The organism is Legionella sheltonii (assembly GCF_026191355.1).
Taxonomy (GTDB): domain Bacteria; phylum Pseudomonadota; class Gammaproteobacteria; order Legionellales; family Legionellaceae; genus Legionella; species Legionella sheltonii.
Map to the genome: position 1 here is coordinate 76,340 of NZ_JAPHOQ010000017.1, position 22,611 is coordinate 98,950.

Here is a 22,611-nt window from a genome sequence, read left to right on the forward strand (position 1 = left end):
AGAGTTTTTCTTATTCTACCTTATTTGGGGTAGATAAGGTACGTTATCTACCCCAAATATATCAAATCATTTTCTTCATTAAATTTTTATAACGTAGCCTTTTTGTGCTACAATTAAATCATCATGATTTTTTGAGATAAAAAATGAAAACGGCAACTGTAAGAGCGCGAGTAGAACCAGAATTAAAACTGGAAGTAGAATCCGTATTAAATGAATTGGGTTTATCAGTATCAGAAGCTATTGAAATGTACTTACGTCAAATTAAATTAGTACATGGGATCCCTTTTGATATCCGTATCCCAAATAAAACAACCCAAGAAACATTTGAGCATACTGATCACGGTGAGAATCTTAATTATTATAAGAATTCCAAAGATATGTTTGAGAAGTTGGAAGACTAATGCTTAAACCCATAACTACAAACCAATTTGAAAGGGATATTAAACTTATAAAAAAACGCGGCAAAGAACTTAATAAGGTTTTTAAGATCATGCAATTACTTTTAAACCAAGAAAAATTACCACCAAAAAATCGAGATCACGCATTAACAGGTAATTATGCTAATCGCCGTGAATGCCATGTAGAACCTGATTGGCTTTTAATTTACAAACTAGAATCTGATGCGATTATTTTTGAAAGAACAGGAACGCATTCTGATCTGTTTAAATAAAATTAATATCCTTTATGATTAGCCTCTAAGGCACTCGGTTTTAACAAAACCACTCTCACCACTATCTAGCACTTTAACCAGCCTCACTGTTACGGCCATTTTCCTCAAACATGCCTCCATATACTCCACCAGAGATAACAAAGCATCAGGAATTAGGCTTATCAAAAGCAAATTTCAATGAATGCTGTAAAAATACTGATTTGTTCTGAATGGCCTCAGAAAATCTTATTGATAGCAGCATACAATAGAGACCTGAACGAAATTTACCATCTTTATTAAGTATTCTTTTTTCACGTTCAGTCAAAAAAGTAACAGGCGCATCTTTTCTTATATAGCCGTCATTTTTCTTGAAATAATTAACTGCTTGAATTAAATCACTGTCCGAATGTTCTTCATCTAGCTCTAATATTTTTAATACTTCAAACAAAGAATCCTCTTTTGCCTGCTTATATTGTTTTTCAAGTCCGTCACAATAAATAGCATATTCAATATCATCATACTGTTGATTATTGCCGCTATGTAAATTATTTTGTTTGGTTGTCATGGAACCCCTTTCAAATAAAAATAGGCTGATAATTGTAGCAACCGAGGTCTTCCCACTACTGGGTTAAAGACTTATAGCTATTGCCCTTAATTTCTGATCAAAAACTATTTAAAACCCTTAACCGAACTTTTAAAAATTATCGCCATAAGCTTATTGTAAAAGATTATCTCATAAAAAGCCCTAGCTGTTTAGCTAAAACACAAAGGGGGTTTTGTAAATACTCTATATCTTATAAGTGAACTTTAAACAGTCCAATTCATCACTTGAATTCAATCATAGCTTCTACAACCCCATGGCTATATAAAAAATAGACTATTATTTTAATAAATATACAAATATAAAATTTAACATGGCAACCAATACAAGAAATCAATTAACGGATCTGATTGTAGATAGATTAAATGAAACTAAGGAGCATTTGAAACAACAGTTTTTTCTTGAGCATCCTATAAAAGTTGCCCGTTATTTTACACTGGATGACCTTATTCCAACTGAAATTGCTGAAAAAATATACGCTAACTTTCCTAAACCAAGCCAAATGCATCTATTAAGTATTCCTGGAAAATTAAAGCTAAAATACAGCCACTTAAAAGATGTATCCAGTTTATTGCAAGATATTAATTTTGCAATTCAAGACCCTCAAGTTGTCGCTTTGATTGAAGAGATAACTGAGATTAAAAACCAAATTCCTGATCCATCGCAGTTTGCCGGTGGAATTAGTACATTACTCAAAGGATATCGTCTTAATCCTCATTTGGATAATTCCCATGATGTAGATAGAAAACACTATCGAACAGTAAATGTACTTTATTATGTGTCCCCTAATTGGCGACTCGAAAATGGTGGAAATTATGAATTATGGGATAAAGAAATAAAAAATTGCATTGTTGTTCCCAGTCTTTTTAATCGCCTGCTTGTGATGGAAACAAATCGATCCTCTTGGCATGCTGTGAATCCGGTTTTATGTGACGCCCCTCGGTGTTGTGTGTTTAATTACTTTTTTTCTAAGCAATCTCCTGAAGGTGAAGAATATTTCTTCAATGGGAATTCATTTAGCGCGCGACCTGAACAAAAAATTCGTCGTGCAGTTGAACGTATTAAAAAAACATTCCTAAGAAGATGATGATTTATCAATGCAACTGGGTACACATTAGGAAGCATTGAACGAAGTTGAGAAAAGGATCAGATAAATGTTATTTGCTTTAGTTGTTCTCTTCGGTGTTGTTATGGTTCTTTTTTCAGAGGAGGTTAGCAAATCCTTCAAGAAACTATGGGAAATAAAAGGAGCTAAATTACTTCTACCGCTATTTGCTGCTTCTTGGTTTATCTATACTTTTGATTTTTTGTTTGTGGGGGTAATCTTTTATTTGCATCAATTTTTGCACGATACACTGGCCTTTTTAATAAGGATTATGCCTTTCCAGCAAGGTGCAGAATCCGTAGCATTAGTCATCTTATTAACGTTTTTTTCTGTTGTCCCTGTGCTAATTCTTGATTTTTTTACTCGAAAGAAAAACTATAAGGGTTATCAATACCCTTATATAACCAGTACAATAATTTGGATATTTTGCGTTGCTCTATTAATAATCATCTAATTGTTTATGCCATTCATAGCACAGAACAATTTTTAAAAAAGTGAATAAACAAGAGATCGTTAGCTGATTTTAATCCATTTTAATCGAGCCATCGCCATCTCTTTTACCTAAAACATTTAATACATAGTCCCAAATGATACTGGGCACATTGATTCGCTTTCTATCAGAAGGATTAAGATGTAAGTCGATATAGGGAAAGCTATTGTTTTCAATAATGCCAAATTGTTGCTTATGCCATGGAAGAGAAATATCCTGACAAATAAAATCAAGACCTGTAAGGGGTATATTTAGAATTTTATGTACTCGTTCCAATAACAGTTTATTCTCTGGATGGATCAAATCGATAACATTACTAATTTTTGCACCACTACCTATAGTCACTTTTTTTGAAATAAAGATTTGTTGTCCTTTGTTTATTACGGTATTAAATGCAACTCCCTGAGCCTCTAGTATTTTCTTCAAATAACTATTGAGATTAATTTTGCGTGAATTACTAACACCTGCAGCTTTATTCTTTTTATCGATTAATTCTTCAAAAGTACTGATACCATCACCGATCACGCTTCCAGGTTGTCGCATCACACAAGCGATTAATGAGTCATCAATAATTAATGACCGATAAACATTGCCAGGAATATGTTGTTCAACCAATACACGAAAATCAACTTGTTTTACTATTTTAATCGCCTCTTTTAATTCATTTGGCGTTTGAATAGTACAAAATGCATGGATACTTAGGGATTCGGATACGGGTTTAACAGCAAGAGGGAATCCTAATTCAATGCCATATTGATAAGCGCTTTTACTGGAAATAAAAACCTTTCCTACGGGACAGGGTATTTTTTGGTTTAATAATTTCTTTTTGAGAATCCATTTATTATCATATTTGGTATCCTCATCAAAGCACGTATTTTTTTGATAAAGAAGAGAAATAGGGGTTTGTGTAAAATAATATTTTTTGTTATTGAATACCAACATAAAATACAACGTATGTAATTGGGACTCCTTAAAATTATACAGTTCTAATCCCCTTTGTTGCGCCTCATCCCATAGTGCAAGTACGCTATTATTAAATTGGCTCCTATCAATGATATTGGTTTTGGTAAATAATTTTAATTTTTGAAAAATAGCAATGGACATCCTATTTAATAGATTATCGAAACGTAAAAAATCCTGCTCTGAGAGGAGAAACGTTTTAGATAAAGCATAGATCAATGGATTGAGTATAAAATAATCGAATAAACTAAAAACTTTTCTTCTAACATGACAGCGTTTTTCAGGATAGCAATGCTCACAAATTTCATCATCCATCACCGTATACTCCCTTATAGGTATGGTGTCATCTCAAAATGTAATAACGCTTTTATTTAAATCCGTCTGCTCGACCTTTTTTATATTCCTAATATTAGTTTCTTCGTAACTCCAAAGCTACCCCCAAGGTACGAAGCAATTAGTTTAAAAAGACTTACCTATGAGAAATCCTGATTTAAATCCACAATAATTATCCTGTTGATTTTTTTCTTTTCTCTTTTCTGGTGTCAAAAATCCTAAAGTTAGCGTTTTTGCTTTGGGTAAAGAGGCAGTGAGTCGTTCTGATTCTTCACTCACAGGAGTTCCTTTTTCTAATTCTTTTGGTGTATCTGGTTTTTCTTCAATCTTAGGCGAAGTTTTCTTTAAGCAATTCGGGCTTACTCCATGGAAATTAGTTACCCCTCCTAGCTCATCAAAATTCCGTGCAAATCCATAAGTTTGAAAAAAGTAATTAAATACGTGATTTATCTCTACTTCTGGAGAGATGATTGAATCTGCTAGAATATGGCCGTTATGCGAATTAGCAAAATAAACTACAGCCGACTTGTCTTCTAAATTCATGGCCACCCACGCTCTGTATTCATTCATATCACCGGAATGATAGGCTCTGCTTGCACGATGGATACGGCCTGTTACAGAGGTAATCCATTTTAATTCATTCCCTTGGGCTAATTTATAGGACTCAGTACATTTTGCTTTCAGCCTATTAAAATCATCCTGATTACTCTCAGTCAATTCGATTTTCTTAACCGTTCGACTGGTTTGATCTGCATAAAAAAGCGCATCATTAAATAAAATAACCGCATTTCTATCCTCCAACAAGCCTTCGATGCAATCAAAGAAGGACTGGCTTGGATCAGTTGTCATTTTAATAAGACCGCACCCGCATTGCTTATCGGTTTGTAGTCCAAAACCTAACCCCCATGCCACATAGTTTTTATCCTGCTCTAATCCGTTTACCTCCATTGGCCAATTGCCAGGTAAATAATCATTGTTCATGGAGACCGTGGGTTGAAATGCATACTGTAGCTCTTCGTCATTCATCCAGGCTACTATAAATTTGGCATAATCACTTGGCGTTGTATAGAGGCTATTTGCTGCCTGAGGCGGCTTGCTTTTATCGAAATGATAGCTGCTGTGCTTCATATTTAAGGCTTTTTCCCCAAAGATGTGTTCTTGGGCAAGTGCTTCAAGATTTGAGCCCGTTAATGCCTCGATGACTTCTTGCAAGTATGCAATTCCTGGACCTGAATAAGCATATTTTGAGCCAGGGTCAAACTGAAATTCAATGAGCCCTTTGCGCTCATCATGCGTAATGGGTAACCCTGTCGTGTGGGATAATACCATCTCGGCGGTCAAAAGCTTGGCCTTATCTTCATCTTCTTTACGGAATTTTTTTAGTATCTCTGGAAAAACTTCATAAAGCGGGGTGTTTAAATCAAATTTAGCGTTAAATTTTCCTAGACCAGGTTGGGCTTCATTCGCGTTATTGGCTGCTATTAATTTTAATACCAAATAGGCAAATACAGGTTTACTCAGTGATGCAGCTCCAAAAACTGTTTCAGGAGTTACGTCCATTGAGGGGCTTGAGTGTAGATGGTCTGTAATCGAGGTAATCTCACTTAATTGATCATCGGACAATATATCTATTTGTTCATCTTTAGCGAAACATTTACCAAATTCTTCTAACTGATATTCATCTAACTCAAGCTCATGAAGCGTATCCTTTGATTTATTATAATAAAGTACACCTTCTTCAGTAAGGATGTAATACGATTTATAAAATTTGCTTTGCTCTTCCTTAATTTTAGCCAAAGACATTTTCAATAACCCACATTGGGTTGAGCTGACAGTGCCTTTCACGAATGGCGGAGAAATAACTCCTTCATGATTGACCGTGACAACCGATATGCCTGGAATATCGGCTTTTTTCATCACCTCATCCAATGTCATTTTTGATGTGGGAGCAGTTGCTTTTTGTTTCTTCTCTATAATGGGCTGAAATGCTAAATCGAGAAAGTGATAAGCAACATGCCCTCGTTCTTTGTCGAATTCAAGGCGAAAATTGAGATTGTTTTCTGGCGAAAAAATGTTGTCACCAACAGGAACAAGCTTATAACTTTGTCCAAATGATTTGAGCTTGAGTGACTCCCCTTCAAGGGTTAATTCATGAGGTCCATACTTGCCTGTATATTCTTGTAATTTTTCTTTACTTACCTCAATTGGGTTATCCAAATCATTTAACCATGCAAGGTGTTTTTTGATCTGCTGCTCAGATTCTAAATCTTGAAGCAGTGCTTGATTGAATTTAATTAGGGCGGTTTTATAATCACCCTTTAATTCAGCTCTTATGCCTTCCTGTTGCTCTTTCCAACCTGGCTTATCATAACACTCAAGGTGTTGTGTCAGTTCAACCGTGTATTTAGGTTCCAATTCAATGGCCTTGAGTAATTGGATTTTTGCCGTGACATAATCGCCTTTTGATTCAGCGATTAATCCTTCATGTCGTTCTTTGTAACCTGGTTTATCATAGAGCGTGTAATCATATTTGCCACAAAGGTAATCAAGCCCTTTTGTTATACCAACAACAGGAGTCACTAGCTCTTTGGCAAGAGACAAGCCATTTTGGCTGTTCGCAAAATAACAAATTGCAGAACCATTTTCAGGATTTATTGCAACAAATGCCTTCGCGCCTGATGTATCTCCCCAATGAAATGCCAATGTTCCTTCCTCGGTTTTTTCTAAACCCCATCCTAATCCCCAAAATACAGATTGTACTATCTCTTGAGGAACCTCTTTCTTTCGTGCTGTTTCATCTTTTTCTGTTGAGATGAGCTCTTTTAATGCTGTCTTTCTCAGCATTTGCTCTTTGAGTAGTGCCATAACAAATTGTGCATAATCATATGCTGTAGTTTGTAACGAGCCCGCTGCAGTTACTTCGTCTCTATACGGTTGGTGCTGCATTAATTCATTATGACGGGAGGCAAATTGTGTTCCTGGCTTAAAACGAGCACGTTCAAAGTGACTGTTTTTCATTCCAAGTGGTGTAAATACATATTCTTGTGCTAACGTTTCAAGACTTTTACCTGTTTTTGCTTCAATGACTTTCTGTAAATAGTGATAGCCTTCCCCAGAATAATGGTATTGCTCACCGGGTTTGAATTGGAACTCCAGTTGATTAGTACCAGGCTCCCAGTTAGGCAATCCTGTTTGATGCGATAAAATCATTTGTGGCGTTAAAGACGCTACTTTTTCTCTGTCCTCACTCTTAAAGCGTCCATATTCTATTTCAGGCAAGGATTTTGTCAGAAAATCTGGTGGCAGTTGGTCTTTTTCTATCAGTTTTAATACTAAATAAGCAAACAGTGGCTTACTCAAGGAACACGCCTCAAATACAGTAGACTCATCAACACAATCTCCCGAGTCCATATCAGAAATACCAAGCGCACCGCTCCAAGAAAGTGTTCCATCAGAAATCGTGGCAATGGATAGTCCAGGAATGTAGGCTTTTTTCATCAAATCGTGCAACATCTCTTTTTTTGCTGAATCAATAGTTGTTACAGAGGATTGCTCTTTTGCTCCACCTGTTTTTTCATGATCCGTTTCTAATTGAGGTTTTGGTAAAGGATGTTTCAATAAAAAGGTTTTTTCCCCATGGATAGAAAGGATTTCCACGAGATCGCTTTTGAAACTTAGCTTAAACGAGGGCTCCTCTTCCGGCAGAAATTCGGTTTCTGATATGCGTACAAGCTTTGTTTCAACATTAAAACGCCTGCAGATTAAGCTGCCCTCTTTTAAGTAGATTTCTGCTTCATTGTTATAATTTCCTACAAAAGTTTCCAATGGAGCGGTAAATACTGTTTTTTCTAGAGAGGAAATTTGATGAACTGCATTCGACCATTCCAAATGCCTTAGCTTAAGGGCTTTTTCAAAATAAATTTTTGCCTCTTCAAGTCTACCCTCTTCTTCACACATCTTACCCGCAATTGTTTCTTGCCATCCGGCCTCATCACTTTGACTAAAACTCATATAATTAAAGAGCTCTTGCATATCCCCGATAGGAGGTAAAACAGGAGAATTCAAAATTTGAGTGGCAATACTCATCCCATTTTCTGAATTTGTAAAAAATACCGCACCCTTTTTTTCTGTAACGTTTATGGCAATAAACGATCGTGTATTAGGATTTGCACCCCATTGATAGGCGATGACTGCATCTTTATTTTTATAAATATGCCAACCTAACCCACAGGTTTTCGCAATACTGTAATCACTTCGTGGCTCAAATGCTTGTTTTATGATGGGATCTTCCATACTCTCCAACCAAGCACTCATCAATTTTGAAAAATCATTAGCTGTTGTAAGCAGTGATGCAGCAGAGTGAAGCGGTGGCTCTATTGCTAATATGGGAGTCGGTTTTTCTAGCTGAGTATGAACCACTACAATATTTTTGTCGTCTTCTGGTTGTGGCCTGAACGTAGAGCGATTCATTTTTAAAGGCTCAAACACATACTTTTTAGCCAATTCTTCTAAATTTTTACCCGTTTTTGTCTCGATGACTGTTTGTAAAAAAAGAAACGCTTCACCTGAATACGAATATCCACTACCTAGATCTGATTTAGAATCAAACGTTAGTGGTGACGATAAATTGGGAGCCCAATTGGGCAAGCCTGTAGTGTGTGACAATACATGTCGCGCTGTTAATTGCATCGCTTTTTCAGGATATTCACCATTTACCTTGAATCGTTCATATTCCTGGCCTTCTTGTTGCAGAATAGAAAGTAATGGCTCATCCAAATCAATTTGTTTCTCTTTGACCAGCTGTAACACTAAATAAGTAAATACAATTTTACTCAGTGAAGAGGCTGGAAATCTCGTATTACCCTCTACGGTATTTTCAGTACCTGTGGATTGAACATTTTTTTTGCCAAGAGCAAGAGAAGTTTTTACAAATCCGTGTTGGTGTTGTTCATTGGATTCAACACAAGCATAACTTACAGCGGGAGTATGAGCAGAATCAATTATTTTTTGCAGTTGTCCTTTATTAAGTACAAAAGTGGTAAGTTCTTGATGAAGCATCATTTTTTTATCATGCATGTTTTTTCGGTCTATAATGGCCTTTCTTGAGTCATCTACTCGTTTTGCATCATCTTCGTTTTCAGGTAAGATAACGGGCAATTGACTCACAATATCCAGATAATTTTTAAGTGCTGTTGGTGGCTGTCCATGCTTGATGTATTCATCAGCGATGAGAGAGTATGTCCAGAAATCTCTGAGATTAAAACTAAGCTCACCCTGATTCTCTTGGAGAATTTCATCTATTTTTTCAAAATCACCGTGCCTTGCATAGGCAAACATTCGCTCTCCTACTGATAATTCTTGAGAGATTCTCCATAAATCTTTTAAATCGATGGTGACATCATGAATAACTGGCTCTAAACCAAGTTTCATGGCACATACATTGACTGCTCTAATGTTGGCCGGTGAAAAATAGGCATGAGTAAAATTAACAAAACCAGTCAAATTGACTTCTTTTCCAGAATGTAATGCATCAAATAACTCTTGGGTGTATTTTCCAGTATCATGCTTTATCGCGCTGCCTATTTTAAACTGCCAATCACCCTGTTCGTCTTTAAAAAACAGGATGTTTTCAAATCCCATAGCATCCAGGATGATATTAGTCCTTTGATAAAAGTCACGATAATGATTTAAAAATTCAATCATGACTTCCCGAAGCTTAGGATCGCTATCCAAACGTTGCAAAATGGCGCCGATTCGCTCATCAATGAGCGCATAATCATTAAGCTCAAAATCTACTCCAGAGTCGTCTTTATGAATAAGTGTTTTATGTACCTTATCAAACAACTCCTTGTTATGCTCCATTAAGTAAATATCAAGTTCTGCAGGTTCTATTTTAAAATCAAATTTTACTTTAGATTTGAAACATTTTTCGTATGGGACGATTGATAAAGCTGCATTTTGAGGTTCCTTTCCGGAAAGTTGCACCTGATGAGTAATATGTTGTTCCCGTATGCATCGTTGTTTTCCTTCTTTGTCAAAGCACTCGTATAAAACAGCATATTTTTTCTCTAATTCTTCAAGTTCCATAGGGTTGGGATTTTGTTTCATTAATTTAATAACAAAAGGCGCATCTGGAAATCGATAAAGTATGTGAGTCCCACCTTCAGCGATACGCAGAGCTTTAGTTAAATCAATTGCACCTGCTTCAGTCTTTGGTACTGAGTGAATGAACTCTTGTTGTGCCAATTCACCAGACATTTTATTCACTGATAGAATTTGAGCAATTTCTTTATTGGATGTGGACATAATAGAAAAACAAAAATAGAAGTGTTGCGCACATTTTAAACTAAAAAAATTACACGCTCTTTGGGTGAGCCTTTTTTTACGGTTTTTTTACAGCTCAAATTGCTTTTTTATGATGGGTTACTATGAATTTCTAGCTCATTGACTAAGAAAGGGCATTAAACCGAAACCTTACCTCACAGCGAGTTATTGCCTTGCGCTAGAAAACAAATCCTTATTGCTGAAGCAATAAAACGGGATAGAGCCACAAAAAATTATATTTGACCCGCACAAAAGGATGCATAACGTGTACACACTCTACGCGTCACGACCCATAGAGTGTGTTATTAATCATCTCAAGAGTACCTATAATATTAACCGCTAGAATTCCACCAAACACATGGATTAAACCCTTTCCAGTAGCTCCTGGTTGACTACCCGAACCTGCCGCGCGCGCAATTAATACCCACCCTCTTACAAAAGCAATGAGGCCAATGACTTGAATAATAATCGTCAATGGCCTCCCCACAACACTCCCACTACCAAATAAGGTATCAAGAGTCGAATTACCGCTGTTTACCGGTGCATATTGAAGAACATTTTGATAACCAAAAGAAGATTGCATGAATGTCGCAAAAGTCGTTGGAAAATAAATCAGCATTGTACCGATGAACAAATAGGTCAATGGCTCTTTAATGTTGGTATTACTCGAGTACATTGTTCGTGATTCACCATATTGCTTTAAAGAATAGACGCCCTTAAATAAAAGGGCACAACCGATAAGATAGGCTCCTCCGGTAATCAAGCGCTCTACAGGAAGCAAGTTATTTGCAATATTATTTAATATATTGACCTGACTTGATATCCAGCATGCTACTGTCCCGCCCGTACATGTATCAGCCATATAAAACCTCGACTATTTTCTTAGCTAATCACTCGTACTGGGCACGTTAATGCCCATCACCCCTTCACCGAATGAATTAATTTCACCCCATACCTTGTAATTTTTATTTCTTTTCTTATAGTTAAGTTTAGAATATTTCTGCCAATTTGTTTTGCACAACCGATAAATACTATTTAACACCAATTCTGCCTTAAAATAAGTCAAAACACTTAAATAATAGTTCATTTTTACATAAATTTTGCAGACAATTTAATATTTGTGTATAATTGTGATAATGTTTATAAATTTGAATTTGGTATCCTTTATGAAAAAAGACAAAGACAGAGAGAAAGAAAAACATCAGCCTGCCCCTGAACCAACTACAGCAGGTGGAGCAAAAGAACAAACCTCTTCAGCTGCACTGGCGTTAGATCTATTTAAAAAAGAAAAAGAAAAACTTAAAGAAGTAGAAAAAAAAGAGGCTGCTGCTGAAGGAGCAAAAGTACGCTGTCGAACTTGTTTTAAAGAAATAGCCCCTACCCGTCGTTGTTTTGGACATGGTGGAGGAGGCGGTGGAGGTGATGGTGGCTCTGGTAAAACCTCCGAGGAAAAATCAAGTTCTGGTGAAGATAAATCGCTCACCAAATCAGGAAAAATAGTTGAGACTACCGATGAATTGATAGGCGAGTTTGCCTCCATGGGAGATAGTGAAGCACTTGATTTAGAGTCTAGTTTTGACCCAGAAATAATTGAACAATTAATAGCTGATGGGAAATTGCTGGTTGATAGCGACCGCGAATCAATGACCCTTACCATTAAACTGCTTTGTGAACCTAATGAATTAACTAAAGAACAAAGAGAAGAATTAAAAAAATTCATGGAAGCGATTATAAAAGAATTCAATGAATTTAAAGAAGAAAATAATCTTTCCGATGAGTGTTTACAACTCATTCAAGATGAGGAAGGAAACATACTCTCTCTTCGTATTACTATGCCAACATTAGCCTTATACGATGCATTTATCCAACGGTTGGCAAATAATTTAGTACCAATACCCAGTCCAAAAGCACAAGAAAAGGATGAAGCCACGAAAGAACAAAGTATTGCTCCAAATCCACTTTCGATGGAACCCAAGCCTTCTAATAAAGGCAAATCCTCTACAAAAGAAGAAATTGAGCCTAATAAGGATATAGAACCTAAAAAGACTGAGGAAGAGGAACAAGAACAACCGATATTTAACCCATCTCCTTTCAATACGAAACCTTGGTAATATAATGAGTGCGGATAAAAAATGCCTTGCTTTTATTCGTACTCATTAAAAGTTTTAGTTTACAATTCAATTTTAGACAACCCAAAAGTATCTAACTAATACTTCGTATCCGCGAGATAACAAGACTAGACATTCCTTAACTGTGCTTGCAAATGTCTTCACACAGATCGATCCTTGGCAAAGCAATGCATCACAAGCATACATCTGGCGAAATCTACTCAAATCAATTTTATTTCTGTATCTATCGCCATATCACTACACCTATTTAGATGACTGATTTAAATTTATTCGATACAATGCGCATTTTTCCAACAAGTCCAATAGAGTTTTATTAATCAGTTTAAGGAAACATATCTATGAAATCTAAAAAGGAAAGCAATCCATCCGTAGAGAAACTCTTTAAACAATCAAATACCACAAAATTAGAAGAAATTCTTAAAACGCATAAAAAGCTCTCGCAAATTAAAGATGCACTCAACGACATCATTGACTCCATGATCAATAAACCCAGCCTCATCTCACAAGCAGCACAGTATTGGAGTGAAATTCCACTATGGCAAAAAATAAGTTTTGGTGTTTTATTGGTTGCTCCTGCCTTCTTTATTGGAATATTTATCCATGTGGCAGTTCTCACCACTTTAAGTTTGGTTGCCTTGTGTGCTTATTCTGTTAGTAGTTACCTTCTGGATGACCATTTTGCAGATCATTCAGCAAATTTAGATAAATTAAAACAAGGTATTGCAAGTCTTGGAACTTTACTTTATTCAATGATTGAACTTCTTGATCTGTTAAACAAACAATTCGCTGAAGAAATGCAGAAACTCAAAGACAACAACAACCTATTATCTGACCAAATTGATTCCCTCGATGATAAAATTGATGATCTCAATCACCAAATCGAACAATTTAAAACAACTCAACAGAAACTGCAGCAGATCCAAATTGAACTCGAAGAGGCATCAATACGACTCAACATGGAAAACAAAGAACAATCGAAATTAATCCAGACCACTCAGGTTCAATTAGAACAAGTAACAAGCGAATACCAAAAAAATCAAATCGACCTATCAACTCAAATTATTGATTTAACCGAATCCAAGGCAAAAATCGAACAAGAATTGGAACGTTTGCGCAAGTGTATTGCCGTATTTCAAAAAACGACCGAGCAGCTTACTTCTACTTTGCTAATGAATAAAGAACAACAAACAGATTTTGTACAAAGAATTAATGAGTTTATCTCTGACAAAGAAAATCGTTTAGAACATGTTGTTGGAACGATATGTCATAGTACAGATGCATTATCTCAAACAAAAGACGAATACAAAATATCGATTGAACGCCATAAACAATTGGTTGACCAATATGAGCTTCTGGTCAAACGCTATGAAGCAATAGTGACACAGATGGAGAAAAAGACAGAGATCCATAAGCCCAAAAAAGAAACAGCCAAAGCACTAACTCAGTTTGGTTTATATTCTGTTGATGGTCTTGACTCTCCTCTAAACCCAAAGCAAGACCATCACATCTATCCCGCTATTGAGGTAAAGTAAGAAAGATTAATCTGGAAAAAACAAAGCGCTTTTTAATTTCATCATTTATAACGCAGGGCTATTACCAGAGGGTATAGCCCAAATTCATAAGAAAGAAGGTGTAATGAACTGACTTCATACTCTCCTTTAATTAAAACAAATAATTTTATTCTATGTACCAACAAAAATTCTGTTATCCCGCAGAAACCATCTTAAATTAGATATCATTTAGAAATCATTAAGGCATCAATAAAAAATCAAATAAAACTCCAATAGGAATCTATAAGATATCTAATAAAAACCATAAAATAATCATATAGGAATAATATAAGTATCATATAGACATCATTTAAAAATCAGCCTAGGAATCAATAGCCTATATACAAACAAAATAATGGGAAATCGACACCAAACACAAATCGGGTCAATACCAAAATAATTAACTCACTCAATGTCCAAATAGCCAATTTAAAGCACATATAAAAAACAAATATAGAAATCGATCGAGAATCATATAGACATCTAATAGATATCAGGTAACAAAAACAACCTCTCATTGGGAATCAAAAAGGAATCAAACCGGAAATCATTTAAGTTACCATTATTAGTAGTAATAATTAATAAAACTATTACTTAATAACATATAAAAATATTATATTATTTTACTTATATTTTCATTGACTACAAAAAAAACGCGGTTTAAGATAAATCAATAAATTGCCGTTAAACTTAAACACGGGAGATTGAAGAATGGATCCAAAGATGTTAGTTAGCGAAGCAGCAGAAGCATTTGGTGTAACGGCTCAAGCACTTCATAATCAAATAAAAAGAAAAGAACTTGAACATGGTAAAAGCCGAAATAGAGTTTATTTCGGTTATAAAACTGCCAAATCATTACTTTCCCTCAATTTCTTATCACAAGTATTATGTTTTCAGATAGTAAAGGGAGGAACAGGGAAAACATCTATGTGTTTAGCTATAGGTGTTAGAGCATCATTATATGGTGCCAGAACACTCCTAATTGACCTTGATCAACAAGGTAATTTAACTAAAGCATGTAGAATTGATGCTCATGACAATCCAATAATGATAGAGCTAATTAATCAAGATATTCCCATAGAAGAAGGTATTCTTCCTGTATATGATGGTCTTGATATCCTACCGAGTCGAATTGAAAATGCATTATTAGATAGCAACTTAATGTTGAAAAGGCTTCCACTGGATCGAATCTATAAGGACATGATTGCTCCATTAAAAAATAAATATGATCTGATTTTAATTGATTGTCCACCAGCCTTAGGTAGCTCTGTTACCGCTGCTGCATTGGCATCAGATCGAATCATCGCTCCAGTAACTCCTTCCGAATTTAGCTTGGAAGGGTTAGAAATTACGAAACAAGAAATAAAAAATATAGAAAAAAATTTTCATACATCTCTCTTGCTAAGCCCTCTTCTGAACGAGTTTGATGTAAGAACTTCTTTATCTCACGAAACGATGAGGTTTTTAATGACTAATTATGAAAAAGGTCTTATTCGTTCAGTGATCAGAAAAAGTCAAGAATTTGAAAATGTTCTAACCAAGGGTGAGTCTATCTATGACTCATTAAATAACTCCCCAGCTAAAGAAGATATCGATCTGCTAACTAGAGAAATATTAAATATTGGATCTTTAGTAAACAAAGAGTCTAACGATATATCGCGTTTAACCACAGATAAAAAGAAATCAAATAATCTTGTAGAAGCTTGATAAATATTGCTAGAGGACAGTTAGAATGCCTACCCTTGAGGAATTAACTAATAAATCTAAGAAAAAGTTTAAGAAATCCGATTATAGGCCATGGAACTATATGGATGAACTTGATAAAGAACATGGCAGTCAATCAGAATTCAATAAGGTATCTATTGATAATCAATTGGAAATCCAATCTGAATCAAATGGAAACCAATTAGAAATCGATAAGGAGTCAAATAATTCAGAGCCTCTAGAAATAAAAGATATTCATAAAATAACCAAACCTAAAAAGACAATAGAGAGCCCTATTAATTTCACTCCAAACAATTTAGAAACAGTGTTAGATACCATTTTCAGACTTACTGGCCATCAAAAAAAAATATTTCTTTTTATTACAGAACGCTGTATTTCGAGAGCAATGTTGTCAACAGGCGTCATTAAAGGCGACATGCTCATGCAGATTACTAGTACTACCATGAAAATGGTAAAAACATCTATTCAGAGACTGGTAAGTAAGCAATTGATTGTGAGAGAAAAAGGCAAAACCGGGCGAGGAGGTTTCTACTCTTTTAAATTATCTGAAATCGTGAGAAATGCCGCATTAGAATATAAAAAAATGGTTGGTATTGATAAGCAATTGGATGTCAATTGGGAATCAATTGGCGATCATTTAGAAATCGAAAGGAAGGGAGATAATAAGAAAGTGGATAAAACTCTCTTATCCGAAGAGTGGAAAAAAATTAATATCTATCCATTGGAAGATATTGGATTTAATCATAATCACTTAAGCGACATTTTTGAAACCAAGTTAGCTGATCCGCAAATGGTTCAAGAATCTATTTTGCATTTTGCGTATGGCTTGGAATATGAGTCAGTCAAATATAAGCAGTATGATGATCTTTTAAATTTGCTAATTGGTCGGCTTAGAAAGGGGAAACCATGGTTTGAAAAAAATTATCGATCACCGCAGGAAATCGCACAAGCGCAACTATTAGAAGCTAAAAAGAATGAATTAGAACGAAAGAAAAAAGCAGAAGAAGATGCGTTTAAACTAGCATTAACCGAATGGCAAGAAGGGTTAAGTCAAAGTGAGATTACTAATATTACAGCTAAAAAAGGAGCGGGAGACATTATTCCGCACGCTACTAAATTGTCGATATATTTTAGAGAAAATATATGGCCTGAACAAAAGAAAACGTACTTAATTGTAGAAGAATAAAATCATTTTTACCAAGAGGCTTTTGAAATTACATGCAAGAAGAAAGCAATTTAGTTACCGATCCCTTATACAAGGTTCATGATTTTTATCGAAAGAGAAACGGAAATTACATTGTTGTTGCCAAAGAGGAGGGTAATCCAAGAGGCGTATTTAAAATTTCTGCAACAGATTTAGTTACCTTAAAAAAAGATCTATTATCAAAATTTAGTTTAGAAGACAAAATAAATATCATTGGTCTTGCTACCACTGAAAAACCACCCACCGTAGTGGTAGTGTTTAAATAACTGTGTCATCTCTTTTAATTTGTTTATAATTTAACACTTAAAAGAGGTAGATATGAATAAAAAGAAAATAGATTTATCGAATTTTGATTTCAATGAGTTCAAATTAGAGGCTTTGACCCAGTTAAAGTCTGGCCAATCTCTCACTGGAAAAGACGGCATACTGACCCCCTTAATAAAAGAGCTATTAGAGGCGGCATTAGAAGGTGAAATGGATTCTCATATGACTGATTGTCATGAGACAGGTATTTCAAACCGTCGCAACGGCAAAACGACTAAAACAATTAAATCAACAACTGGAGTTTTTGATTTAGAAACACCTCGAGATAGGGATGGCAGCTTTGAACCCGAGCTTGTAAAAAAACGTCAAACGGTACTCAACGAGTCACTGGATAATAAAGTCCTAGCCCTCTATGCGATAGGCATGAGTTACGAGGCGATAAGCGAGCATTTATCTGAGATGTATGGACTAGAAGTCTCGAGTGCTAAAATCAGCCTGATTACTGACAAACTATTACCCCTGATTACCGAGTGGCGTAATCGCTCCCTAGAATCTGTATACCCAATCGTTTTTCTTGATGCCATGCACTTTAAAGTACGTGTTGAAGGTAAGGTCATAAGTAGAGCATTTTACACCGTCCTTGCTGTAAATTCAGAAGGTAAAAAAGATATTCTAGGGCTCTATTTATCTGAGGCAGAGGGAGCTCGTTTTTGGCTTAGTGTATTAAATGACCTTAAAGCTCGTGGTGTAGAGGATATCCTTATAGCAAGCATCGATGGACTTAAGGGATTTCCTGATGCCATTGCTGAAGTTTTTCCTAACACCGAGATCCAGCTTTGTGTCGTTCATCAAATTCGCAACTCATTAAAGTATGTGGTTAGTAAGGACCAGAAAGCCTTTATGGCCGATTTAAAGCTGGTTTATAAGGCTTCAAGCAAAGATATGGCTTTGCATCATCTACTTGAGTTGGAAGAGAAATGGGGCAAAAAATACCCGGCGGTGATGAAATCCTGGAATAACAACTGGGAAGCTCTATCACAATACTTCAAATACCCAGAAGAGCTAAGACGCATCATTTACACTACCAATATTGTTGAAGGCTTTCATCGGCAAATTCGCAAGTACACTAAAAATAAAGGCGCTTTCACCAGTGAAAACGCCCTTATTAAGCTTATTTATTGTGCTTGCCAGAAAGTACTGGAAAAATGGAATCAGCCCATGCACAATTGGGCGCTTATCGTGTCCCAGTTACAAATCTATTTCGAAGACAGACTAACCCTGGGACTTAGATAATGACTGAGGTGACACAGTTGGATGAACACTCTCACCGTAGTTATTCAAACAACAGAGCATTTTCGATATTTTTCATTATTAGCCATGATTTTTGGCTGTTCGTTGATTGCCTCTAATATTGCTTCGTCAAAATTAATGACATTTTTAGGTGTTACATTAACAGGGGGTACATTACCTTATCTGTTGACGTATGTTATGGGTGATATTATTACAGAAGTTTATGGATACAAAAGAACCAGGCAATTAATTTGGGGGGCAATTGCATGCAATTTAATTGCTGTTTTATTTATAACATTAGCAATAAAAGCTCCTGCATCACCATTTTGGAGTCATCAGAAAGAGTATGCCTTCATTCTTGGATCTATTCCTAGAATTATTACGGCATCAATGATTAGCTATTTTAGTGGGGAATTTTTGAATTCATATGTAATAGCTAAACTGAAGATATTTCATGATGGTAATAAATTATGGCTTAGAATCAAGTCGTTGCTAGTAAATGGCTTTAAAATTGCCTCAAAGGATGAATTAAAATTGACCTGTAGTGATTGTTCATGAAGAAGCCTCCAGGAATGAACTTATTTGCCCATTAAGATCAATTATCGCTCTGTTTAGTTTTATTTGAGACGAGTTATCGCCTGGGTTCAAACACCCCATAAGAAAAATTATGCTTTGCTCAGAGCTCTATTTGGGACTAAAAAAATGTCTCAGATTGATCATTGTATAGGCTATGGTTTTCATGGCATAGTGATGTGGGCTATGATGCTCAAATCGAAGAAGCAAGCGTTTGAATTTGTCTTCCCAAGCAAAAACTCGCTCAATCGTACGAAACCGCTCTTTAAAAATAGCTTTGTTGAATAACCGCTTTCTTCCTCGCTTGGAGCGTTTGCGATTGCGTTTGTTTTCATTAATATTTGGGATCATGCCCGCGTTAAAGATCATCTTGCGATTGGCTTTGCAATCATAAACACCATCAAGGCTCATTACCGAGCCCTCCAGTGAGAAGCCCACTGCTTGGGCAATTTGTTTTAGGGGTTTAAACGCATCCCGTAGCATGGGGGATTCATTTTTGTTCCCTGGTCCAGTGACAAATGGCGCAATAACATTGCAGTTTCGGTCACAAAGAGCAACAACTTTGTCTCCTTTGAGATGTTTATGTCCACTGAACCCGAGGTTATCGCCCCTTTTTTAGCAGCAGTTGTTGTGCCGTCACCATGAATAATACTTGTGTCGAGTAGATTGTTTTTGGAAAGTAATTCCACAGAGGCCTCAAACATCCGATCAAAGCAACCTTTCTTGAGCCAGGCTCTGAAGTGTTTGAAAATACGGGTGTAACTGATTTCTGGCTTGCCGTCAGCCATTTTATCAATCGGCAATTTATACCATTGGCACCCTGTATGAATGACGTACAAAATGTAGTTAAATATTTTATACAGTGCTACTTTGGGCCTTGGTCCGCGTTTTCCTTTTTGCAGATAGGGAAAGACAAATACATTGAACTCATTTTCAGTTAATTGCGTTGGAATCCTGTTGTAGCCTCGCTTACTCACATTAGCCCCCTGTTTTTATTTTCTTAATTATAAAATTAAATGTTGGGGCAATTTGTTGAATTTAAATGTATTTTTATAAATTACAAAACTAGCAACGAGTTGGATAGCATACAGAATATGATTATAAGAAATTATTTTATAACCAATAGGTTTTCTTGGAGACAAAAATATTGTGAAGAAATCAGCCATTACCTTAATTAGCTTGATATTCATTAACTTATATTATCCGACTGCTTTCTCCGAAAAGCCTAATCAACGCATGATGAAAAATCAAGCAACACATTCTTTGAAATCAGAAAATACGATGCAATTATCTGTTCAAGAGATAATTGATAAAAAGGACAAGAAGCTGGTGTTAATCAAATTAATTGACACAAAAAGCCATAAACCAATCACCTTAAACGATCTTATTGAAGCACATACACAAAAGATTCATTTGTTGATTATCGATGATAATCTCCTTGACTATAGTCATGTCCATCCTGTCGAAACAACGAAACCAGGTATCTATCAATTTGAATGGCAACCTACTCTTAAGAGCGCTTCCTATCGAGCATGGGCTGATCTTATACCGACTAGTACAAAAACCCAAGAATATGTAGTTGCTGATTTACCCTTCCCAAAGATCAAAAAAAGATTGGGAAATCCTATTCATCGACAACCATTATTTGACAGTATTGTTGATGGCTACCAATTCAAATTGTCTTTTGATAAAACACCATTGCACGTTGGTCAAGCCGTCATGGGCAAAATTGATATCACCGATGCAAAGGAAAACCCAGTTCATACCTTAGAACCCATTATGGGAGCTTATGCGCACATCGTTGGTTTTAATGAGGACTTTAAAACAGTAACTCATGTTCATCCAATGGGGAAGGAACCTACAAATATTACTGAACGAGGGGGACCTGAATTGCTATTTCACATAGAGCCTAACAAAGTAGGATTTATTAAAATGTTTGTTCAAGTAAAAATCGATGGGAAAACACTTTTCATTCCGTTTGGAGTTACAGTAAATTCCTAGAGATCTTGCTGGATTGTGAGCTCACAGGGCTTTTAAAAACCCATAACAATGATGTTCATCAATTGCCAAGCATCAAAATGCGTGCAAATAGTCCTGGCAAGATGACCACCAATGCCTAAAGTACAACGTTTCATAATTATAAATGATACAACCAGCGTCCAAATTGGCATCAATTAAACGTACACAACCTCAGCCATAATCATGTTGGAATACACAAATATTCCCCGTAAATTCATTGTGAAGAACGCCAATTTCAGGCCCAAGTTTTTTTCCTTAGGTGTAGCGGCTCGCTTTCAAAAACGACTCGGCCCGCAATCAGCGCATGAAATTGGCCCAAATTAAATGCGAATGAAATTTAGTTTCGGCTCACGTTATTTGTACTACGTAAAATCCGGCCCAAATTATTTGCAACTGAAATTTTTCCCACCACAAGAAAAACGTCTGTTTAATTTATACCGAAGCCCCTTGGCTATAGGTTTGAAGCTATATAGTTTTTGACCTATAATAAAAAGGAGTGGTCATGTGGTTAATAGAAACAACAGACACCTTTGACATGTGGTTCGACGCTTTAGATGATGTGGATCGAACTAATGTGTTGGTATCAATGATAGCATTGAGAGAGAAGGGACCTATGTTACCAAGGCCCTATGCAGACACAGTCAAAGGCTCTTGTCACAGCAATATGAAGGAGTTACGAATCCAAAGCAAAGGTGACCCACTCAGGGCATTTTTTGCCTTCGATCCAAAACGGAGAGGTATTTTATTGTGTGCTGGTAATAAAAGCGGAAACGATAAACGCTTTATGATGAGATGATTCTAATAGCCGATCGTGAGTTTACAGCTCATTTGAAAAAGTTAAATAAGGAGTAATTATTATGGCGAGAACTCTTGAAAAAATTCTTGCAGTAGAAAAAAAAGAGGTTGTTAAGAAGGCGCAAGAAAAGGCAGAAGAAATTCTGCTTAATATCCATTTAGCCGAACTTCGTGAGTTAGTACAAAAAACTCAAGTAGATTTAGCCGGTGTTCTTGGAATAAAACAACCAACTGTAGCTGAAATGGAGAAGCCTGGTCGAGATCTTAAATTATCATCTTTAAAACGCTATGTTGAAGCAACCGGAGGAAAACTGCGGCTTGATGTGGAGTTGCCGGATGGTACGCATTATGGTTTTGCTGTTTAAGCAAGAAAACTTCGAAATTAATATGTCAATTTATATTGATTTTCTCTATGGGTTATTTGGTTTGTTTTAAGCAATGTTTTATGGAAAATTAAATCGCCAATAAAACGAGCGTTTTTCTGGTGGTGTGGCGAATTTCAGTTGCAAAAAATTTGGGCCTAGTTGCAATTAATGTGGGCCGGAAATTTTGTAGTGGCAGTTAAAGTGGCCCAAAGATTAATTTCATTCGCATTTAATT

19 protein-coding genes and 1 pseudogene are annotated in these 22,611 nt (G+C 35.9%); 14 read left to right on the forward strand and 6 right to left on the reverse strand.

Going from position 1 to position 22,611, the window contains the following annotated elements:
• Window positions 1-143: 143 nt before the first annotated feature.
• Both OQJ26_RS17300 and OQJ26_RS17305 read left to right on the forward strand, forming a co-directional pair.
• Window positions 144-401, forward strand: coding sequence for a type II toxin-antitoxin system RelB/DinJ family antitoxin (locus OQJ26_RS17300; RefSeq protein WP_265704955.1), 258 nt, complete (start codon window positions 144-146; stop codon window positions 399-401).
• Complete coding sequence (locus OQJ26_RS17305) at window positions 401-670, forward strand: type II toxin-antitoxin system RelE/ParE family toxin (protein ID WP_058512514.1); 270 nt, start codon at window positions 401-403, stop codon at window positions 668-670. The genes OQJ26_RS17300 and OQJ26_RS17305 overlap by 1 nt, the downstream gene beginning before the upstream one ends.
• A gap of 145 nt (window positions 671-815) precedes the next feature.
• On the opposite strand, the gene OQJ26_RS17310 is transcribed toward OQJ26_RS17305, so the two are convergent.
• Window positions 816-1,214: a hypothetical protein gene (locus OQJ26_RS17310; RefSeq protein WP_265704956.1), complete on the reverse strand. Its 399-nt coding sequence runs from the start codon at window positions 1,212-1,214 to the stop codon at window positions 816-818.
• A 349-nt stretch (window positions 1,215-1,563) separates the two neighbouring features.
• On the opposite strand from OQJ26_RS17310, the gene OQJ26_RS17315 reads away from it, so the two are divergent.
• Together OQJ26_RS17315 and OQJ26_RS17320 are read left to right on the forward strand one after the other, a co-directional pair.
• Entirely contained in the window at window positions 1,564-2,337 is a 774-nt protein-coding gene (locus OQJ26_RS17315; protein ID WP_265704957.1) for a 2OG-Fe(II) oxygenase, read from the forward strand.
• Window positions 2,338-2,404: 67 nt separating this feature from the next.
• Window positions 2,405-2,809, forward strand: coding sequence for a hypothetical protein (locus tag OQJ26_RS17320; protein WP_265704958.1), 405 nt, complete (start codon window positions 2,405-2,407; stop codon window positions 2,807-2,809).
• A gap of 69 nt (window positions 2,810-2,878) precedes the next feature.
• Here the strand turns inward: OQJ26_RS17320 and OQJ26_RS17325 are convergent, their stop codons facing one another.
• From OQJ26_RS17325 to OQJ26_RS17335, 3 genes are all read right to left on the reverse strand, one after another.
• Complete coding sequence (locus tag OQJ26_RS17325; protein ID WP_265704959.1) at window positions 2,879-4,120, reverse strand: hypothetical protein; 1,242 nt, start codon at window positions 4,118-4,120, stop codon at window positions 2,879-2,881.
• Between the two features lie 144 nt (window positions 4,121-4,264).
• On the reverse strand, window positions 4,265-10,444 hold the full coding sequence (locus tag OQJ26_RS17330) for a serine hydrolase domain-containing protein (RefSeq protein WP_265704960.1): 6,180 nt from the start codon (window positions 10,442-10,444) through the stop codon (window positions 4,265-4,267).
• A 301-nt stretch (window positions 10,445-10,745) separates the two neighbouring features.
• Window positions 10,746-11,324, reverse strand: a complete 579-nt coding sequence (locus OQJ26_RS17335; RefSeq protein ID WP_265704961.1) for a type IV secretion protein IcmC — start codon at window positions 11,322-11,324, stop codon at window positions 10,746-10,748.
• A 304-nt stretch (window positions 11,325-11,628) separates the two neighbouring features.
• On the opposite strand from OQJ26_RS17335, the gene OQJ26_RS17340 reads away from it, so the two are divergent.
• The 7 genes from OQJ26_RS17340 (at window position 11,629) to OQJ26_RS17370 (ending at window position 19,182) form a co-directional block, all read left to right on the forward strand.
• Window positions 11,629-12,573 (forward strand): hypothetical protein, encoded by a 945-nt coding sequence (locus OQJ26_RS17340; RefSeq protein ID WP_265704962.1) that lies wholly within the window; start codon window positions 11,629-11,631, stop codon window positions 12,571-12,573.
• A gap of 356 nt (window positions 12,574-12,929) precedes the next feature.
• A complete protein-coding gene (locus OQJ26_RS17345; RefSeq protein ID WP_265704963.1) occupies window positions 12,930-14,123 on the forward strand; it encodes a coiled-coil domain-containing protein in 1,194 nt (397 codons plus the stop codon).
• A gap of 729 nt (window positions 14,124-14,852) precedes the next feature.
• Window positions 14,853-15,848: a ParA family protein gene (locus OQJ26_RS17350; protein WP_265704964.1), complete on the forward strand. Its 996-nt coding sequence runs from the start codon at window positions 14,853-14,855 to the stop codon at window positions 15,846-15,848.
• A 25-nt stretch (window positions 15,849-15,873) separates the two neighbouring features.
• Complete coding sequence (locus OQJ26_RS17355) at window positions 15,874-17,052, forward strand: hypothetical protein (protein WP_265704965.1); 1,179 nt, start codon at window positions 15,874-15,876, stop codon at window positions 17,050-17,052.
• A gap of 32 nt (window positions 17,053-17,084) precedes the next feature.
• A complete protein-coding gene (locus OQJ26_RS17360; RefSeq protein WP_265704966.1) occupies window positions 17,085-17,336 on the forward strand; it encodes a hypothetical protein in 252 nt (83 codons plus the stop codon).
• Window positions 17,337-17,388: 52 nt separating this feature from the next.
• Window positions 17,389-18,627, forward strand: a complete 1,239-nt coding sequence (locus OQJ26_RS17365) for an IS256 family transposase (protein WP_265701939.1) — start codon at window positions 17,389-17,391, stop codon at window positions 18,625-18,627.
• 21 nt (window positions 18,628-18,648) lie between these two features.
• On the forward strand, window positions 18,649-19,182 hold the full coding sequence (locus tag OQJ26_RS17370; protein WP_265704967.1) for a queuosine precursor transporter: 534 nt from the start codon (window positions 18,649-18,651) through the stop codon (window positions 19,180-19,182).
• 126 nt (window positions 19,183-19,308) lie between these two features.
• Here OQJ26_RS17370 and OQJ26_RS17375 read toward each other — a convergent pair.
• Window positions 19,309-19,734 (reverse strand): annotated as a pseudogene (locus tag OQJ26_RS17375) (transposase family protein); the annotation flags it as partial.
• Window positions 19,653-20,174 carry a transposase gene (locus OQJ26_RS17380; protein WP_265703925.1) on the reverse strand — a complete coding sequence of 174 codons (522 nt, stop codon included), beginning with the start codon at window positions 20,172-20,174 and terminating at the stop codon, window positions 19,653-19,655. The pseudogene OQJ26_RS17375 and the gene OQJ26_RS17380, both read right to left, overlap by 82 nt.
• A gap of 172 nt (window positions 20,175-20,346) precedes the next feature.
• Here OQJ26_RS17380 and OQJ26_RS17385 point away from each other — a divergent pair, with 172 nt between their 5' ends.
• The 3 genes from OQJ26_RS17385 to OQJ26_RS17395 all read left to right on the forward strand — a co-directional run bounded on the left by OQJ26_RS17385 (window position 20,347) and on the right by OQJ26_RS17395 (window position 22,376).
• On the forward strand, window positions 20,347-21,198 hold the full coding sequence (locus tag OQJ26_RS17385) for a hypothetical protein (RefSeq protein WP_265704968.1): 852 nt from the start codon (window positions 20,347-20,349) through the stop codon (window positions 21,196-21,198).
• A gap of 520 nt (window positions 21,199-21,718) precedes the next feature.
• Window positions 21,719-22,012: a type II toxin-antitoxin system RelE/ParE family toxin gene (locus OQJ26_RS17390; protein WP_416209970.1), complete on the forward strand. Its 294-nt coding sequence runs from the start codon at window positions 21,719-21,721 to the stop codon at window positions 22,010-22,012.
• A gap of 61 nt (window positions 22,013-22,073) precedes the next feature.
• A complete protein-coding gene (locus OQJ26_RS17395; protein WP_265704969.1) occupies window positions 22,074-22,376 on the forward strand; it encodes a helix-turn-helix domain-containing protein in 303 nt (100 codons plus the stop codon).
• The last annotated feature ends 235 nt before the right edge of the window (window positions 22,377-22,611 follow it).

Coding starts and splice junctions, on each gene's coding strand:
- OQJ26_RS17300 (WP_265704955.1), top strand. CDS start 144: ATGAAAACGGCAACTGTAAGAGCGCGAGTAGAACCAGAATTAAAACTG.
- OQJ26_RS17305 (WP_058512514.1), top strand. CDS start 401: ATGCTTAAACCCATAACTACAAACCAATTTGAAAGGGATATTAAACTT.
- OQJ26_RS17310 (WP_265704956.1), bottom strand. CDS start 1,214: ATGACAACCAAACAAAATAATTTACATAGCGGCAATAATCAACAGTAT.
- OQJ26_RS17315 (WP_265704957.1), top strand. CDS start 1,564: ATGGCAACCAATACAAGAAATCAATTAACGGATCTGATTGTAGATAGA.
- OQJ26_RS17320 (WP_265704958.1), top strand. CDS start 2,405: ATGTTATTTGCTTTAGTTGTTCTCTTCGGTGTTGTTATGGTTCTTTTT.
- OQJ26_RS17325 (WP_265704959.1), bottom strand. CDS start 4,120: ATGGATGATGAAATTTGTGAGCATTGCTATCCTGAAAAACGCTGTCAT.
- OQJ26_RS17330 (WP_265704960.1), bottom strand. CDS start 10,444: ATGTCCACATCCAATAAAGAAATTGCTCAAATTCTATCAGTGAATAAA.
- OQJ26_RS17335 (WP_265704961.1), bottom strand. CDS start 11,324: ATGGCTGATACATGTACGGGCGGGACAGTAGCATGCTGGATATCAAGT.
- OQJ26_RS17340 (WP_265704962.1), top strand. CDS start 11,629: ATGAAAAAAGACAAAGACAGAGAGAAAGAAAAACATCAGCCTGCCCCT.
- OQJ26_RS17345 (WP_265704963.1), top strand. CDS start 12,930: ATGAAATCTAAAAAGGAAAGCAATCCATCCGTAGAGAAACTCTTTAAA.
- OQJ26_RS17350 (WP_265704964.1), top strand. CDS start 14,853: ATGGATCCAAAGATGTTAGTTAGCGAAGCAGCAGAAGCATTTGGTGTA.
- OQJ26_RS17355 (WP_265704965.1), top strand. CDS start 15,874: ATGCCTACCCTTGAGGAATTAACTAATAAATCTAAGAAAAAGTTTAAG.
- OQJ26_RS17360 (WP_265704966.1), top strand. CDS start 17,085: ATGCAAGAAGAAAGCAATTTAGTTACCGATCCCTTATACAAGGTTCAT.
- OQJ26_RS17365 (WP_265701939.1), top strand. CDS start 17,389: ATGAATAAAAAGAAAATAGATTTATCGAATTTTGATTTCAATGAGTTC.
- OQJ26_RS17370 (WP_265704967.1), top strand. CDS start 18,649: ATGAACACTCTCACCGTAGTTATTCAAACAACAGAGCATTTTCGATAT.
- OQJ26_RS17390 (WP_416209970.1), top strand. CDS start 21,719: ATGTGGTTAATAGAAACAACAGACACCTTTGACATGTGGTTCGACGCT.
- OQJ26_RS17395 (WP_265704969.1), top strand. CDS start 22,074: ATGGCGAGAACTCTTGAAAAAATTCTTGCAGTAGAAAAAAAAGAGGTT.